Source organism: Methylosarcina fibrata AML-C10, from assembly GCF_000372865.1.
Taxonomy (GTDB): Bacteria; Pseudomonadota; Gammaproteobacteria; order Methylococcales; family Methylomonadaceae; genus Methylosarcina; species Methylosarcina fibrata.
On sequence record NZ_KB889965.1, the window covers coordinates 3834079 to 3850446 of the forward strand.

General features: G+C 55.5%; 17 protein-coding genes. 16 read left to right on the forward strand and 1 reads right to left on the reverse strand.

The genetic code is table 11. The annotated features are described in order from the left end of the window. Positions 1 to 3: 3 nt before the first annotated feature. From A3OW_RS0117920 to A3OW_RS0117970, 11 genes are all read left to right on the forward strand, one after another. Positions 4 to 546 (forward strand): DUF4390 domain-containing protein, encoded by a 543-nt coding sequence (locus A3OW_RS0117920; RefSeq protein WP_232422399.1) that lies wholly within the window; start codon positions 4 to 6, stop codon positions 544 to 546. Then, complete coding sequence (locus tag A3OW_RS0117925) at positions 528 to 2675, forward strand: sensor histidine kinase (RefSeq protein ID WP_020564834.1); 2148 nt, start codon at positions 528 to 530, stop codon at positions 2673 to 2675. Before A3OW_RS0117920 ends, A3OW_RS0117925 begins: the two co-directional genes overlap by 19 nt. Positions 2676 to 2687: 12 nt before the next feature. Then, the gene (locus A3OW_RS0117930; RefSeq protein WP_020564835.1) at positions 2688 to 4046 is read left to right on the forward strand and encodes a sigma-54-dependent transcriptional regulator; all 1359 of its coding nucleotides are present in this window, start codon (positions 2688 to 2690) and stop codon (positions 4044 to 4046) included. 123 nt (positions 4047 to 4169) lie between these two features. Continuing rightward, positions 4170 to 5600 carry a F0F1 ATP synthase subunit beta gene (atpD, locus tag A3OW_RS0117935; protein ID WP_020564836.1) on the forward strand — a complete coding sequence of 477 codons (1431 nt, stop codon included), beginning with the start codon at positions 4170 to 4172 and terminating at the stop codon, positions 5598 to 5600. Then, entirely contained in the window at positions 5597 to 5998 is a 402-nt protein-coding gene (locus tag A3OW_RS0117940; protein ID WP_020564837.1) for a F0F1 ATP synthase subunit epsilon, read from the forward strand. The genes atpD and A3OW_RS0117940 overlap by 4 nt, the downstream gene beginning before the upstream one ends. A 3-nt stretch (positions 5999 to 6001) precedes the next feature. Continuing rightward, positions 6002 to 6271, forward strand: coding sequence for an AtpZ/AtpI family protein (locus tag A3OW_RS0117945; protein WP_020564838.1), 270 nt, complete (start codon positions 6002 to 6004; stop codon positions 6269 to 6271). A gap of 11 nt (positions 6272 to 6282) precedes the next feature. Next, positions 6283 to 6948: a F0F1 ATP synthase subunit A gene (locus tag A3OW_RS0117950; RefSeq protein ID WP_020564839.1), complete on the forward strand. Its 666-nt coding sequence runs from the start codon at positions 6283 to 6285 to the stop codon at positions 6946 to 6948. Positions 6949 to 6952: 4 nt separating this feature from the next. Continuing rightward, positions 6953 to 7219, forward strand: coding sequence for an ATP synthase subunit c family protein (locus tag A3OW_RS0117955; protein ID WP_020564840.1), 267 nt, complete (start codon positions 6953 to 6955; stop codon positions 7217 to 7219). A gap of 15 nt (positions 7220 to 7234) precedes the next feature. Beyond that, the gene (locus tag A3OW_RS0117960) at positions 7235 to 7984 is read left to right on the forward strand and encodes a F0F1 ATP synthase subunit delta (protein ID WP_020564841.1); all 750 of its coding nucleotides are present in this window, start codon (positions 7235 to 7237) and stop codon (positions 7982 to 7984) included. After that, positions 7971 to 9461 (forward strand): F0F1 ATP synthase subunit alpha, encoded by a 1491-nt coding sequence (locus A3OW_RS0117965; protein ID WP_020564842.1) that lies wholly within the window; start codon positions 7971 to 7973, stop codon positions 9459 to 9461. The genes A3OW_RS0117960 and A3OW_RS0117965 overlap by 14 nt, the downstream gene beginning before the upstream one ends. Next, positions 9458 to 10282: a F0F1 ATP synthase subunit gamma gene (locus A3OW_RS0117970; protein ID WP_020564843.1), complete on the forward strand. Its 825-nt coding sequence runs from the start codon at positions 9458 to 9460 to the stop codon at positions 10280 to 10282. The genes A3OW_RS0117965 and A3OW_RS0117970 overlap by 4 nt, the downstream gene beginning before the upstream one ends. Before the next feature lie 145 nt (positions 10283 to 10427). Here A3OW_RS0117970 and A3OW_RS0117975 read toward each other — a convergent pair whose 3' ends face one another. After that, positions 10428 to 11078 carry a helix-turn-helix transcriptional regulator gene (locus tag A3OW_RS0117975; protein ID WP_020564844.1) on the reverse strand — a complete coding sequence of 217 codons (651 nt, stop codon included), beginning with the start codon at positions 11076 to 11078 and terminating at the stop codon, positions 10428 to 10430. Between the two features lie 430 nt (positions 11079 to 11508). On the opposite strand from A3OW_RS0117975, the gene A3OW_RS0117980 reads away from it, so the two are divergent. The 5 genes from A3OW_RS0117980 to A3OW_RS0118000 all read left to right on the forward strand — a co-directional run bounded on the left by A3OW_RS0117980 (position 11509) and on the right by A3OW_RS0118000 (position 16322). Further along, positions 11509 to 12468, forward strand: coding sequence for a multicopper oxidase domain-containing protein (locus A3OW_RS0117980; RefSeq protein ID WP_232422400.1), 960 nt, complete (start codon positions 11509 to 11511; stop codon positions 12466 to 12468). A gap of 17 nt (positions 12469 to 12485) precedes the next feature. Further along, positions 12486 to 14303 carry a YVTN family beta-propeller repeat protein gene (locus tag A3OW_RS0117985; RefSeq protein ID WP_020564846.1) on the forward strand — a complete coding sequence of 606 codons (1818 nt, stop codon included), beginning with the start codon at positions 12486 to 12488 and terminating at the stop codon, positions 14301 to 14303. A 216-nt stretch (positions 14304 to 14519) separates the two neighbouring features. After that, the gene (locus A3OW_RS0117990) at positions 14520 to 14927 is read left to right on the forward strand and encodes a c-type cytochrome (RefSeq protein ID WP_033412838.1); all 408 of its coding nucleotides are present in this window, start codon (positions 14520 to 14522) and stop codon (positions 14925 to 14927) included. Between the two features lie 203 nt (positions 14928 to 15130). Further along, a complete protein-coding gene (locus A3OW_RS0117995) occupies positions 15131 to 15463 on the forward strand; it encodes a cupin domain-containing protein (RefSeq protein ID WP_020564848.1) in 333 nt (110 codons plus the stop codon). 136 nt (positions 15464 to 15599) lie between these two features. Beyond that, the gene (locus tag A3OW_RS0118000; protein ID WP_026223710.1) at positions 15600 to 16322 is read left to right on the forward strand and encodes a ferredoxin--NADP reductase; all 723 of its coding nucleotides are present in this window, start codon (positions 15600 to 15602) and stop codon (positions 16320 to 16322) included. Positions 16323 to 16368: the final 46 nt, after the last annotated feature.

Below are 16368 nucleotides of genomic sequence, written 5' to 3' on the forward strand. Positions count from 1 at the left end.
ATTATGTTGCTGAGCCTTCTGGGATGGCTGTCGGCTGTTCCGGTTTCGGCCGGCGCCCGGTCCGTTACGGTCAAAAATGCCGAACTGCATTTGCAGGGAGGCACCTATCTTCTGTCCGCCGAAATCGACTATCGGCTCGGCGACAAGGCCACGGAGGCTCTGCGCAACGGCATTCCTCTGTTCTGGGACATCTGCATTCGCATTCAGCAGCAGCGCAAGTATCTGTGGGACAGAACGATTGCCGAAAAAAAATTACGGTATCGGATTCAATATCACGCCCTGCTCAACATGTACAGGGTACGAAACGAGAACAGCGAAGAAGTTTATAATTTTTCCACGCTGCCGGCGGCGCTGGACCTGATGTCGTCGATACGCGACATCCCGATAGCGAGCAGGGCCCGCCTCGATCCTGAACGCCGGTACGTCGCCAGGCTCAAAGTCAGCTTCGATCACGAGGCCCTGCCTTTGCCGCTGCGCCCGATCGCCTATCTCAACCCGCAATGGTACTTATCCAGCGACTGGTATGTATGGTCCCTGACAAAATAAAACCCCCGGTCAGCCTCTCGATTTTATTGCTGTTCGCGCTGATTTTGCTGTCGCTGCAACTGATGAGCACGGCCACGCAGGAATCCTCCGAATTGAGCGCCATGTATTCCTGGCTGCTGCTGGTCAATGCCCTCGGTTCCGTGGTCCTGTTCGTGCTGGTGGGAGCCAATATTTATTCGCTCGCGCGGCAATTGAAAAAGCGGGAAGCCGGTTCCCGGTTAACGATACGGATGCTGTCCCTGTTCGTGCTGCAGGCGCTGGCTCCTGCCGCCATCGTGTTTTATTTTTCGATGCAGTTTCTGCATCAGGGCATCGACAGTTGGTTCAACGTGGAAATCGACCGGGCGATGGAAGACGCTCTGGAGCTCAGCCAGGCCTCGCTGGACCAGCGGATGCACTGGCTGCTCAAGCAATCCCAGCAATTGGCCAAGAAACTGGAGCAGACTTCGGAAAACCTGGCTTCGCTGGAAATGGAAAATCTGCGCGAGAGTTCCGGCGCGGCCGAAATGACCCTGTTTTCGCGCCGGGGACGAATCATAGCGTCGAGCAGCATTTATGCGAGCGATATTTTGCCGAGCCTGCCGGACGAGAATATCTGGCTGCAATTACGGCAGAACAGCGACTACGTCGCGCTGGCGCCGGTGCGCGAAGAGGAATTGATGATCCGGGTGATCGTGTCGGTCAACAAGGAAGAGCCCCAGTATTTGCAGATTTTGTATCCGGTGCCGGTACGAATTGCCGATCTGGCCGATTCGGTGGAATTCGCCTTTGTCCGCTATCAGGAAATGAACTTCCTGCGGAATTCGCTAAAGATCAGCTTTTCGCTGGCCTTGTCGCTGGTGCTGTTGATGAGCTTGCTGGCCGCCATCTGGGTGGCCTTCATTTCCATCCGGAACATCATTGCCCCGGTAAAACAACTGGTCAAAGGGACTCAGGCAGTCGCCTCGGGCCGCTACGATCAGCAATTGCCGGTGATGGCTCAGGACGATCTCGGTTTTCTGGTAGAATCGTTCAATGAAATGACGCACCGGCTGGCCATCGCTCGCGATGAAACGCGGCAGGCGGGCGTCGAAGTGGAAAACCAGAGGGCTTATTTGGAAACGATACTGGCTAATTTAACGGCGGGCGTGATCAGCTTCGATTCCGATTATAAGATCCGCACCGCCAATCAGGCGGCTTATCGAATTTTTCACATTCACGTCAGTCAGTTTATCGGACGCTCGCTGCTCGAGCTCGCCCAGGGTTATTCTGAATTGTCGCAGCCTTTGACAACAGTTCATCATATTCTGGAACAGGCGGACGACATCTGGCAGCAGCGCCTTGCCTTTTTGGGTCCGAACGGACGGCAGGAACTGCTGTGCCGGGGCACGCCTCTGTTTTCTCACGTCGGTAGCCGGGTGGGCGCCGTCGTGGTGTTCGACGACGTGACCGATTTGATTCAGGCGCAGAAAAACGCCGCCTGGGGCGAAGTGGCAAGAAGGCTCGCTCATGAAATCAAGAACCCGCTGACGCCGATCCAGTTGTCGGCGGAGCGGCTTCAGCATAAACTGGCGGCAAAACTTGAAAGCCCCGATGCCGACATCCTGAAGCGGTCGACTCAGACCATCGTGCAGCAGGTCGAGGCGATGAAGGAAATGGTGGACGACTTTTCGGAATACGCCAAGCCGTCCAAAAAGCAGAGCGTCGATATCGACATGCCCGCTCTGATCCAGGAAGTATTGGCGCTCTATGCGTTAAAATCGGGCATCACGTTCAATGCCGACCATAAGACCGGTCTTCTGGTACTCAAAGGCGACCCCGTCAGCATCCGGCAGGTCCTTCATAACCTGATCAAGAACGCTCTGGAGGCGACCGATGAGAAGGGGCACATTGAACTCAACCTGAGGCGGGTGCAGAAAAACAACACCGATTTTATCGAGATAGCCCTTTACGACGACGGCCCCGGCATCAAGGAAGATCAAATTGAGCAAATTTTCGAACCTTATGTTACAACTAAAGCCAAGGGCACAGGCCTGGGTCTGGCCATTGTCAAGAAAATCATCGAGGAACACGGCGGCGCCATTTGGGTCGACAGCCGCCGAAAAGTCGGGGCGGGTTTTATCATACAGTTGCCGGCGAGCCATTTATAATTGAGTGATCCCATGAATGTGAATACTTCGCGAATCTTAGTAGTAGACGATGAACCGGAAATTCGCCGTTTGGTCGGCGAGATTCTGGAAGACGAAGGCTATCAGGTTTCGATGGCGGAAAACGCCGGCGCCGCCAGAGAGCTGAAAAAAACCAAAAACCCAAGCCTGATTTTGCTGGATATCTGGATGCCCGATGCCGATGGCATTACTTTGTTGAAAGAATGGGTCTCGGAAGAAGGCGCGCTGTGCCCGGTCATCATGATGTCGGGACACGGGTCGGTCGAAGCCGCCGTCGAGGCTACCCGGCTCGGCGCTTACGACTTTCTGGAAAAACCTTTGTCGATGGCCAAGTTGTTGCTGATCGTGGAACGGGCGCTGGAGGCCAGCCATCTGCAAAAAGAAAATGCCGGGCTTAAACAGCAACTACTGGCGGACGTCGAGCCGGTCGGCAAAAGCGCCACCGTCGCCCGCATCAAGGATCAGCTCAAGCGTCTTGCCCAGCACGATGCGCGCGTACTGCTCGTCGGCGAAGCGGGGGTCGGCAAGGAGATGTATGCGCGTTATCTGCATCAGAACAGCGCGCATCGGGACGGCCCTTTCGTCGATGTCGCGGTCGGCAGTATTTCTCCCGAAAATTCGGCGGTGGAGTTCTTCGGCAAGGAAACTCAGGGCAAGGTGTATCCCGGCTTGCTGGAACGCGCGGATAAAGGCACCCTGTTCCTGGGCGAAATCGGCGGCATGGACAGCGAAACTCAGTTGCGGCTGCTGAGCGCTTTAGAGTCGAGTTCGTTTCTCCGGGTCGGCGGCAGCGAAGCGATCCGCGTGGACGTCCGGGTTGTGGCTTCGACGAGGATTCCTCTCGACGAGGAAATCAAATCGGGCCGTTTCCGCCAGGATTTGTACTATCTGCTCAACGAAGTCACTCTTGAAATTCAGCCGCTCCGGGAGCACAGCGAGGATGTGCCGGCCTTGCTGAACTTCTACGTCGACTATTTCGTCAAGCACGAAAACCTCCCGTTCCGGAAATTCTCGATGGGTGCCCAGAACTTTTTGCGCAATTACAGTTGGCGCGGCAACGTGCGGGAGCTGAAAAATCTGGTGCAGCGCCTGATGATCCTCGGCGTCGGGGAAGATATCGAGCTGGAGGAAGTGAAGTCGGCGCTGGGAACGGTCACCGGCGACATGTCCGGGGCTTCCGTGCCCGATTTTTTCAACCTGCCGCTGAAGGATGCCCGCGATCAGTTCGAGAAAGCCTACCTGGAATACCATCTGGAGAAAACGGGCGGCAGCGTGGCCAAACTGTCCGCCACGGTCGGCATGGAGCGGACTCATCTCTACCGGAAGCTGCATTCGTTGAACATCAAACTGTGATTCCGACCGGATTGATTCGGTAGGGAAAAGGTGCTGCGGCGCATGGCCTGATTGGGTGCAACCCTTGTTCTCGGACGCTGGATTGCCTTGGCGCCTGAGGCGATCCGGAACCGATCAGGGTCAATGGTTTTTTCCACCCCATTACCGGGAGCGACCGTATTGAACAGCCCACAGGCTCAAAAGAAAGAACGGCAAGCCATCGGCACGCTCGTCGAAGTCCACGGGCCGGTGGTGATTATCGATTGCCGCCGGTTGCCTCCGTTGCGCCAGGCTCTAGCGGCCAGCTTCGATCACAAGCAGTATCTTTTCGAAGTGCATCAGCATCTCGACGAGCGGCACGTCAGAGCCATCACGCTGCACGGCACCGCCGGACTCAGCCGCGGCATGACCGTGTTCGATACCGGCGCGCCGTTACAGGTGCCGGTCTCGGAGCATTGCCTCGGCCGATTGCTGAATATTTTCGGAGAGCCTCTGGACGGACAACCCGCGTTGGCGGTTAACGGATTTCGCAATATTCATTCCAGACCGCTGCCGTTGTCCGAAGCCATGGCAATGACCGGCATTTTGCAGACCGGCATCAAGGTCATCGATTTGCTCTGTCCTTTCGTCAGGGGTGGAAAAACCGGGCTATTCGGCGGCGCCGGCGTCGGCAAGACGGTGTTGGTCATGGAATTTATTCACGCAGTGTCGTCGATTCATAAGGGTGTTTCTGTGTTTGCCGGGGTCGGCGAGCGCATCCGGGAAGCGCACGAGCTGTGGCGGGAAATGCAGCAAGCCGGCGTCATGTCCGATACCCTGATGGTTTTCGGGCAGATGGACGAGTCGCCCGGCGTTCGGTTTCGGGTCGGCCTGTCGGCGCTGACCTATGCGGAATATCTGCGCGATTCGCTGCACAAGGAAGTGCTGTTCGTCATGGACAATGTCTTCCGCTTCGTCCAGGCGGGCAGCGAAATCTCCAGTTTGCTGGGGCGCATGCCCGCCACCGTCGGCTACCAGCCGACGCTGACCTCCGAAGTGGCCGAACTGGAAGACCGCATTTTATCCACGCGGCAAGGCTCGATCACGTCGGTGCAAGCCGTTTACGTGCCGGCCGACGACATGACCGACCCGGCGGTCAGCGCCATTCTGAGTCATCTCGATACCACGGTGATCCTGTCCAGGGACCAGGCCAGCAAGGGCATCTATCCCGCGGTCGATCCTTTGCGTTCCAGCAGCAACCTGATGGACCGGCAGACTTTGGGTAACCGCCATTACGCCGTTGCCGAGGCGGTGCGCGAACATCTTGCGCGCTACCGCGAGCTGGAGGATATTATCGCCATGCTGGGTATCGAGGAACTGTCCGAAACCGATCGGAAAATCGTCATGCGCGCCCGCAAACTGCAACGCTACCTGACCCAGCCGTTCTCCGTCCTGGCGCAGCACACCCGGCAGGCCGGGGTATCGGTGCCTCTGGAGCGGACTCTGGACGACTGCGAAGCCTTTTTGGCCGGCCGCTACGACGACATGCCCGAAGAGCAGTGTTACATGCGCGGAAGCATGCAGGATCTTTTATGAATTCGTTCGTTCTGAACTTGTGTGATGCTACCCGTCAGATGAGAATTACCGACGTCGTTTCGGTTGTCGGCATGGACGCTTCCGGCTGTTTCGGACTGCGGGCGCGCCATGCGCCGTTCATGACCGCTCTGACGTTCGGCCTGGCGCGCTTCCGGACGGCGGACGGAGTCTGGACTTATCTGGCCCTTCCCGGCGGCATCCTGTATTTCAGGCAAAACGAATTGACGCTGAGCACCCGTCATTTTCTGCTCGATACCGACCTTGAACGGGTCGCCGGATTGCTGGAGCGTCAACTGGCCGCCGAGGAGGACAATCTGCAAGCCACCCGGGACAGTCTCCGTCATCTGGAACGGGCCATGTTCAAGCGCCTTCTCGCCCTGCAGAGAAACAAGGAATAGCCTATGAGCCGACAGCAAAAACTCAAAAAAAAGATCGAAGACCAGGTCGTGCGCATGAAAAAGGCCGAGCGGGACAGGGCCACCCTGCTTTCGCAAACCGTCTACATCGGCACGCTGGGGCTGGTCATGGTGTTGCCCGTGGTGGCCGGCGCTTATCTGGGCCGATGGCTCGACGGGATGAGCGAAGGCTATTCGATGCGCTGGACCCTCAGCCTGCTGCTGCTCGGCGTCGTGATCGGCATTTTTAACGTGTATTATCTGATCAAGGACTAGGCGGCGGACCCATGGAAACCGATTATTCATTTGCGCTCGGCCCTCTGACGATCCAGGCTTCGGTCGTTACCACCTGGGGCGTGATGCTGCTGTTGTTCGGATTGGCCTGGCTGTCGACGCGGAACCTGAAAATGTTTCCGGGCGTATTGCAGACCGTGGTCGAAGGCATTGTCGCGACGATCGAGGAAGCCGTGCTCGCCGTGGCGCCGGAGCACGGCCGGCTGATCCTGCCTTTCATCGGCACGCTCTGGCTGTTTCTGATTGTCGCGAATCTGGTCGGGCTGATTCCGGGGCTGCATTCGCCCACCCGGGATCTTTCGGTCACCTCGGCTCTGGCGGTATTGGTCTTTTTTTCGGTGCCGTGGTACGGAATCAAGACTCAGGGTTGCAAAAACTATCTGCGTCATTACCTGACGCCCAGCCCGCTGCTTTTGCCTTTTCACATCATCAGCGAATTCACCCGCACGCTGGCGCTGGCGATTCGCCTGTTCGGCAACATGATGAGCCTGGAAATGGCGGCGCTGCTGATTTTGCTGGTGGCGGGCTTTCTCGCGCCGATACCGATTCTGATGCTGCACATTATCGAAGCGCTGGTGCAGGCCTATATTTTCGGCATGCTCGCGCTGATCTATCTCGCCGGAGCGATTCAGTCCCAACGGCACGACTCAAAGGAGTAAATAAATGAGCGATATTTCCCTGATTGTCATTGCTTCCAGCGTGGCCGCCGTGATCGGCATCGCGCTGGGCGTCATGCTGCCGGCCCTGGCCATGGGCAAGGCGATCGGCAGCGCGCTGGAGGCGCTGTCGCGGCAGCCCGAGTCGGAAAGCTCGATCATGCGGACCTTGTTCATCGGCCTGGCGATGATCGAATCGCTGGCGATCTATTGTCTGGTCATCATCCTGATTGTGCTGTTTCGAAATCCCTTGCTGGAATACATCGTCAAATAGGCGTTCAAGGCAGCCATGACATTCGACGTTTCCACTTTTATCCTTGAAGTCGTCAATTTTCTGGTCCTGATCTGGATCCTGCAGCGTCTTTTTTACAAGCCGCTGCTAGCGATGATCGCCAGGCGCCGGCAGTATATCGACGATTCTTTGGCCGATGCGAAGAAATTGCGCGAGGAAGCCGAGGAGCTTCGCAATCTTTATGAAAACCGGCAAAAGGTATGGGAGCAGGACAAGCAGGCGGCGATGGCCGCACTGCATCAGCAACTCGAAGGCGAGCGCACGAAACAGATGGACCTGCTTCGGGTCGAGCTGGAAGAGGAGCGGCGAAAAGTAAATGTGACTTTGACCCGCCAACTACAGGAGCAGCAACGGCAAGCCGAGAAACAGGCCCTGTTGAACGGCGCCCGTTTTGCCGGTATCCTGCTGCGGCAGGCGGCCGGACCGGAGCTGGAAGAGCGTTTGTTCGACCTGCTGCTGGATCATTTCAACGTACTGCCCGAAGCCTGCCGGCTATGTCTGGAAACGCTCGGTCAAGTCGAATCGGTTGCTATCAAGGTAACCACCGGTTATCCGTTCCCGGCCGCCCGAAGGCAGCGGCTGGAGCACAAGTTCAGCGCCTTGCTGAGCCGGCCGGTTGAGTTTCACTATGCTCGGGACGCGGCCCTGATCGCCGGAGTGCGGCTCGATATCGGTGATTGGGTGCTGCACGCCAACCTGAAACACGAACTGGCCGGTTTTGCCGAGATTGCCTATGAGACCGAATAATCCGGTCGGCGTGCTGCAAAAACAGAGCGACTGGCTGGATTCTTACCGGCCGGAACTGCGCATCACGGAACAGGGCACGGTCGTTTCGGTCGGCGACGGGATCGCCTGGATCAAGGGGCTGCCGTCGGCGGCCATCGAAGACGTGCTGATTTTTGCCGACGGCAGCCGGGGCATGGTATTCGATCTTCACCGGGATGGCATCGGCGCCATTCTGCTGTATGAAACCGAACGGCTGACCGCGGGCACGACCGTCCGGCATGCCCGGCATTCGCTCAGCATTCCGGTCGGCGATGAATTCATCGGCCGTGTCGTCGATCCGTTGGGCGCGCCTCTGGATGGCTTGCCGGCGCCGGCCGGCGCCGGCCGGGGCTTGCTCGAGCAAGGCTCGCCGCCGATCAGGGCAAGAGATTTCGTGCACAAGCCTCTTTATACCGGCCTTAAAATTATCGATACGCTGATTCCGGTCGGCAAGGGACAGCGGCAACTGATCGTCGGCGACGAAGGTCTGGGCAGAACGTCGATCGCGCTCGATACGGTGCTCAATCAAAAAGGGCAGGACGTGATCTGCATTTACGTCCTGATCGGTCAGAAGCGCTCCGCCGTGGTCGGTGCGATCGAAACCTTGAGAACCCGTGACGCGCTGGCCTATACCGTTTGCGTCGTCGCCGAAGCCAGCGACTTGCCGGGTTTGCAATACATCGCTCCTTTTGCCGGTTGCGCGTTGGCCGAGTACTGGATGAGGCAGGGCCGGGATACGCTGATCGTCTACGACGACCTGTCCACCCATGCCCGAACCTATCGGGAACTGTCCCTTCTGTTGCGCCGTCCGCCCGGACGCGAAGCGTATCCCGGCGACGTCTTCTTCGTTCATTCCCGCCTGCTGGAACGCTCCACCTGCCTGAACGCCGAAAACGGCGGAGGCAGCATGACCGCCCTGCCGATCGTCGAAACCCAGCAGGGCGAAATTGCCGCCTACATTCCGACCAATCTGATTTCGATTACCGACGGCCAGATCTATCTGGACGAAGACCTGTTCAATTCCGGATTCCGCCCGGCCATCGATATTGCGCGCTCGGTTTCTCGGATAGGCGGCAAGGCGCAGCACCCGCGCATTCGCGATCAGGCCGGCAAAATGAAACTGGATTATTTGCAGTTTCTCGAACTGGAGGCGTTTACCCGCTTCGGGCAACGCCTGGAAGCTTCGATGGAGGCAAGGATCAAGCGGGGACGCCTGTTGCGAGAGTTGCTCAAGCAGGAGCGTCTGAGACCGCTGAGCCGTCTTTTTCAATTGGCTTGGCTGACGGCTTTCAACGAGGGCTTGTTCGATCAGGCGGAGCCCAGGGAAATCGCCGTCTGGCTGGCAAAAATCGAAAACGGCGTCGCGGAGTCCGGGTTGAATCTGGACAGCCCTTCCGGGCAGTGGCGACAAGCGGTCAGACACTGGCTTAATCCCGAAGGCAGGCGGCAGGAAGCATGAGCCGAAGCCGCAAATTGCAACTGCATGTCGCGCAGATCGAGGAAATACGCACGATATTAAATTCGATGAAAAATCTGGCTTTTATCGAAACGCACAAACTGACTCGCCTGGTGACCTCTCAAGAACAGGTGGTCGCCAACATCGAACAGGCGGCCAGGGATTTCTTGTATTTTTACCGCCGTGAGCCGGAGCCGACCGTTGCCGGATCCGGCCGGATCGGGATTGTCCTGGGCTCCGAGCGGGGCTTTTGCGGAGATTTTAACGAGCGGCTGATCGATTTGGCCGCGGCCGAAAACTATTCGGGTCTTGTTGCCGTCGGCAGCAGGCTGGTGGGCCGGCTGGAAAGCTGCGGTCCGCACACTGCGGCGACGTTGCCGGGAGCCAATGTCGCGGAAGAAGTGCCGGCGATTCTGGATCGGCTGATCGATTCTGTCCAGTTTTTGCAGAAGGAGTCCGGCCATTTGATTCTGACCGTTGCCTATCACGATTACAAAGCCGGCAAGATGAGGCAACGGCAACTCCTTCCGCCTGTCTGGCCGGCGAAGGATGGAACGCGGCAGCGGGGGGCGCCGCCCTTGCTCAACCTGGAACCGGCCGAGTTTTTCGCCGAAGTCGTTCACCATTACTTGTTTGCCTCGTTGCATGAAATTTTCTATCTTTCCTTGATGGCGGAAAATCAAAGCCGCCAGCAGCATCTGGACGGTGCGGTTCGGCATCTGGAGGATGAAATGGTCAGGTTGCGCCGAAAAGCGCAAATTGTTCGCCAGGAAGAAATTACCGAGGAAATAGAAGTCATTCTGCTCAATTCGGAGAATCGGTAAATAATTCCGCCTCCGATTCATCCTCCCTTCGCCGTTTAAAATTAACAAATGGGTTTGATCCTGGTCGGTCAGAGCAAGGCACCGTTCTGGATGCCGATTGATGGCGATAAGGGAGCCCCGGCTTGCAGGAAGATGGAAGCCCTTTTTATCCCGGCGAGTTGTCTTCGATTTTTTTGATGCTGAAACGGCAGACGCAGTCTCCTTTGGCCATGCAGTCCGATTGATTTACTTCCCGGTCCAGCAAGCGGGACATCAGCGCCAAATCGAGCGCGCAAATTTCCGCATGTTTTTGGGCGAGATCGTGGAATACGCAGTTATGCGCCTGAATGCTGACCGTATTGTTCTCGTTGTCGCTCACCGCTTCCGTCTGGTAACCCAGCTCTTCCATGACCGCAGCCAGTTCTTTCATGCGCGCGTTCAGGCTTTTTCCTTCAAATCGGCCGCGTAGTTTTTGCGCCAGAGCGGTGCCCAGCATGCTCATGTAGCTTTTGAACTGTTCCGGGCCCGACTCCCGGATTAAATTGCCGAGAACCATTTCCAGGAACCACGCGTATTGTTTGGGAAAATAGTTGATTCCCTTATCGGTAATCACGTAGAGCGTGGCCGGGCGCCCGGCCGTTTTATTCGATTGGTCTTTTCTGATGTAGCCTTCATTCTCAATGGTAAAAAAATGCTGCTTTACCGCCGTCCTTGAAATACCGAGGGCTTCGGCAATGTTGTCGATGCTCAAGCCGCTCCTGTTTTTCAGTAACAGCTCAAGTATTTGATGCTGGCGCGAACTGATCTTTCGAAGCATAAAAAATCCTCATCCGAACTTAAGTTATTAGAATCGCCCAGATTCCGGAAGGAGAATCAAGCCTGCCGCAAGCGCGGCAATGACCTAAAGTCTGACCCTATTTCTCTATTCCATCTTTGAGTCCGGCTATGGCGGACGATCAGGCAGAGTATAAAATCAATCAAAGTATTATTTAACAAATATATCATAAATAAATTGTATAAGTTACTTATTTGGTTTAGACTTGACTCTAACTGAGGTTGACCCGTTTTCGGAATTCGGTCATTCGAAGGAAGGCTGCTCACGAATGCTGAAGCGGTGGGCCTGGCCGAGGCGATTTTTGACCCCCCTTAAAAAATCGCGGCCGGCGTCTCAGAAAACGGGAAAACTTCAGTTCCTTGCCAACCAGGGTTAAGAAAAATAATTTCCAATATCAATTTGGGAGAGGACTATGTTAAGAAGAATTTTTACCATCTGTTGCATGTATATTCTTGCGCAGCCAGCTTACACGCTGGCCGCGCAGGAAGGGACGGGAAATACCCATCTCATTAAAATGGAGGCGGCGAAGCTGGATTCCGGACAGTTGGCTTACCGAATGGTCAGCCATCGAGTGCGCAATTCATCCGGGCTGGTGCAGGATCTGACCAATCAGTACAGCACCGAGCCCACCATTCCCGGACCGACGATTGTCATGACCGAGGGCGATGTCGCGGAAGTGACTCTGGAACACGCCATAAAGAACGCGTCCGACCCGGTCAGCATTCACGTTCACGGCGTTCATTACAAGATGGACAGCGACGGCACCATGAAGGTGTTCAATCACACGGCCGATCAGGCCGCCTTCCCCGGCAAGTCTTACACTTATAAATGGACCGCAGCGCCGGGCACGGCGGGCACCTGGCCCTACCATGACCATGCCTTCGGCAATCCGATGCTCGGCGCGGAAGACAAGGGCTTGTACGGTACCCTCATCGTCAATCCGAAAAACGGCAAAGTGCCGGCGATGATCGACGGCCAGATCAAGCAGGTGGATCTGAAGGACGTCAAACGCGAGTTCATTCTCTGGATGCATGAAACCACCTTTTGGGGTCAGGAACTCAATCATCTCGCCAATCGCCAGATGCCTCTATGGAGCAATCCGACGATTGGCGCCCGCGAAGGCGAACTGGTGCGTTTCCACGTCATCGGCATCGGCACCGCCTTCCATACCTTCCATCTTCATGGCCACCGCTGGATTCAACCCGGAACATCGCATTTGGTCGATACCGTCAACATCGGCCCGATTGCGAGGGAAGCCTTTGTGATCAAGGCCGGCGAAGGAGTCGGCCCCGGCAACTGGCATTATCACTGCCATGTTCTGCAGCATATGCAGAGCGGCATGATGGGCGGTTTCAGAGTGGTCGAAAATTAAATGCGGAGAATATAATCATGAAAAAAATATCCAAATTGACAGCAGCGATTTTAATGACCGGTTTTGGCGCACCTGTCTGGGCGGCCCAGTCTTCAGGCTCCGACGATCTATTCCTGAGCACGCCGGGCCTGATGCCCTCGGCGGTGCTGGAGATGTCCGACGAACCGGGGCTGTGGTTTAAAGACCCGGTCGACGGCGACGCCCTGGTGGTCATCAAGCCCAAACAGGCGGCGATGATCAAGATGACCGACACCAATACCGAACACACCATCACCAGTCTTTTGTGGCCGGCAGGCGCGGAAAACTTCCCGGTAGACCAGGAAAAACCCTCCAGCGCCAGCGTGACCCAGGCTTTCAACAAGCCGGGACTCTATGTCTTTACCTGCAAGGTGCATCCTTACATGTTCGGCGCGGTTGTGGTGGACGACCCGAACACGACGGGGCTGGACATCGGCAGCGAACTGCAGTTGGTGACCGGCGCCAAAGTGCCGGCCAGCAGCGATATTGCCAAGCGCCTCTTGCGCACTTTCTTCGTGGTGACCACGCCGAGCCTCTGGCGCGATTACAGCAAGCCCAAATGGGAAGTGAATTTCCCCGACATTCCGCTCAACATCGAGGGCAATACCATCAGCCTCAGCGCGCTCAGCATGACCATGCCCAATGAACTGAAAAAACCCGGCACGCCCGGAATCGGCGAAGTCTGGGTCAATACTCAGTTCGAGAAAATCGACGGCAAGAAAAAAGCCGGCTCCGCGACACGGATCAATACGGCGGACTGGAGCGTAACTAGCAAGTTCAAGGGCGTCAAGGAGGATATGAACAATCCTCACAACATGTGGACCGACAAACGCTATCAAAATATCTATCAAACCGCGTGGTTTGACAAGAAACTGCTGACCTTCGACCGCGCCAGCGGCCAAACCTATAGTGAGGTCGTGGTCGGCGAATCGCCATCCCATGTCATTTCTCGGCCTTCGGATGACATGCTTTATGTCGCCATCAACGCAGGAGAGCAAGTGGTTAAAATGACGGGCGGCAAGAATCCGTCCGCACAGAAGAGCATCAATACCGGACCTCATACGTCGCCTCACGGCCACTATATCACCGAAGACAGCAAGTACATGGTGACCCCGAATGCGCTCGCAGGCAGTGTATCGGTGGTGGATCTAAACACCGATACGAACACCGAAATCCCGACCGGCGGTGTCATTCCGATTGCCGTCTGGGGCAAACCGGACGGTTCCACCGCTTACGCCGCGAATCTGCTCGGCACGCCTCCGTTGCTCAGCTCGCTCGCGGTCATCGACATCCCCGGCAAGAAAAAGTTGATGGATATCAATCTGGCCGCGGACTACGATCCGGTCTCCGGCAAAATCAGCGGTGAAGCCTACGGCCTGCTGCCGATCCAGACCCCGGTCAGTCCGGACGGCAAGTACGTGGTAACCGCCAATACCTTGAGCGCCAGCATCACCATTGTTGACACCGCCACGAACAAGGTGGTCAAGAGCCTGCCTTGCGACCCAGGTTGCCATGGTGCTCATTTCGGGATGAAGAAGGGAGGTGGCTACTATGCCTATGTGGCCAGTAAATTCGCCAACGACCTGGTCGTAGTGGATATGGACAAGCTGGAAATCGCCGGCCGGGTATTATTGGCCGACCTCAAGGACAGCAGCATCACGGCTTACAACGGCATGGGCGGCCAGGGTATCTTGCCGTTGCCGATCGTGGAGCACGGCTATCTGAAGGAAACGCTGAAGCTCTCCGGCAAAGGCGAACTCAGTCCGGAAGTGGAAGGCTGGCTTCAGGCTTTGACCGAGGATCAGAAGGGGCACTAATCCGAAAAGGCGGGGCTGGAATCATCCCCGCCTTTTTAAGTTCGCCAATCTAGCAGGTTAATCAAGGATTCAAGACCAGGATTTATTTTTGTGGATAAAAATAGCCGTTTGCTCGTCCTATTGAATGTGCCGCCAGCGGTTTGATCTATTCCCCGTCGATTTACCGAAGGTAGGGAACGGGGAATGTTTCTCGATTTATTAATTGGAGATACGCCAATGAATAGAATATCTCGTAACCAACAAAAAATGCTGTCCGTCATTGTCATGATCGCCGGCTCGGGGTTCTTTTTTAATGAGGCAGTCTTTGCCCAGCCTTTGTATCAGGTCAAAGGGAACAGCGTTGATAAAGCTACGTTTAATGGGTGGACTATTTACAGAACAGAAGCTTGCGGGAGCTGTCATGGACCGACTGCGGAAGGCAACGTGAGCAATCCGAATTTACTTCACAGCATGAAAAACCTGACTAAAGAGCAGTTTAGCAGGGTTCTTCTTGATGGCCGCGGCATCATGTATTCTTTCCGCGGCAACAAAATGGTGGTTGACGGCATTGACGATCTGTACGCCTATCTTAAAGGGCGTTCCGATGGGGCTGTTCCTGCAGGCGATCTGACGGAAATGAAATAACGGGAACGCAAGAAAACACACCGACCGGCAGCGTGCTTAACCGAAACGTGGCCAGGAACTCACTGTTCATTACCGAGCTTTCGCGAGCGCTAGCTTTATACCAGTAAGGCTGTTAATCGTTCGCTATAGAGTCTGCATTATAACTTACTTCAGAGCTATTACCGCGCAGTAATAACCAAGTTTTTAAGTTAAAGGAGGAAAACATGGCAACACATCATGCAGCACCGGGAGAAATTGTCGATCTGGCTAGCTGGGCAGATGATCTGCCTGTAGAAAAAACAAAAGTCATAGTAAAAACGGATCAAATGCAATTGGCGCGCCTGGTCATACCGAAAGACAAGGAGTTCCCCAGCCATAAAGTGCCGGGCCCTATAACAATCCAATGCATAACGGGGAAAATCTTGTTTACCGCCATGGGGACGGAACAAGAATTACATTCAGGCCAGTTACTCTATCTGATGCCGGGAGAGCCGCATTCACTTAAGGGTATCGAAGATTCAGTTGTTCTTTTGACGATTCTTATTGCGAATCAATAATTTTTAAATATTCTCCATCGAAACGCGCCAGCGGGAAATGCAGCTTGGCAATACGCAAAAGCCGACCTTCTTAGGTTCTTGCTATTTGATTTCTGCGGATCCGCCGTTTACAACAAAAAATAAGAAGACTTAAGCCATGCCTAACTATACAGTCAAACTGACATGCAAAAGGGAAATCGCGGAAGGAACGATGGCTTTTTATTTTGAAAAGCCTGACGGATTTACCTACAAAGCAGGCCAATTTGCAAGGCTTACTCTTGTCAACCCCGATGAAACCGACGGCGAAGGCAATTCGCGAACCTTTTCATTTGCGAGTGCGCCATACGAGGACGATCTCATCTTTGCGACCCGGATGCGTGACACGGCGTTCAAGCGGGTATTGAAAATCATGGAGCCCGGTACGGAAATCAGGCTGAATGCACCGTACGGCTCTTTCACGCTGCACGATGATGAGAGCGTTCCGGCTGTGTTCCTGACCGGCGGTATCGGCGTGACGCCGGTAAGAAGCATTATTCTTCAAACTCTACACGATCATGTTCGGCACCGGATCCTGGTTTTTTATTCCAATCGAAAACCGGAGGATGCCGCGTTTCTGGATGAGTTAAAGACGTCTTGCGACAGAGACTCGAACTGTACTTTTGTCGGTACGATGACGCGAATGGAAGCGTCCGGCCGCGAATGGCACGGAGAAACCGGCGTTATCAGCAAAGCGATGCTTTTTAAATACATGAATGATTTGAAACTTCCTATCTACTATCTTGACGGCCCGCCCGCCATGGTGGGCGCGATGCGTCAAATACTGAGCGAAGCGGGCGTCGACGCTAACCGTATTCGCACGGAAGAGTTTTCGGGTTATTGATGACGCAGGTAGCGTCAGCCGCCCGCCTGTTTTCTCGCCTATTTTA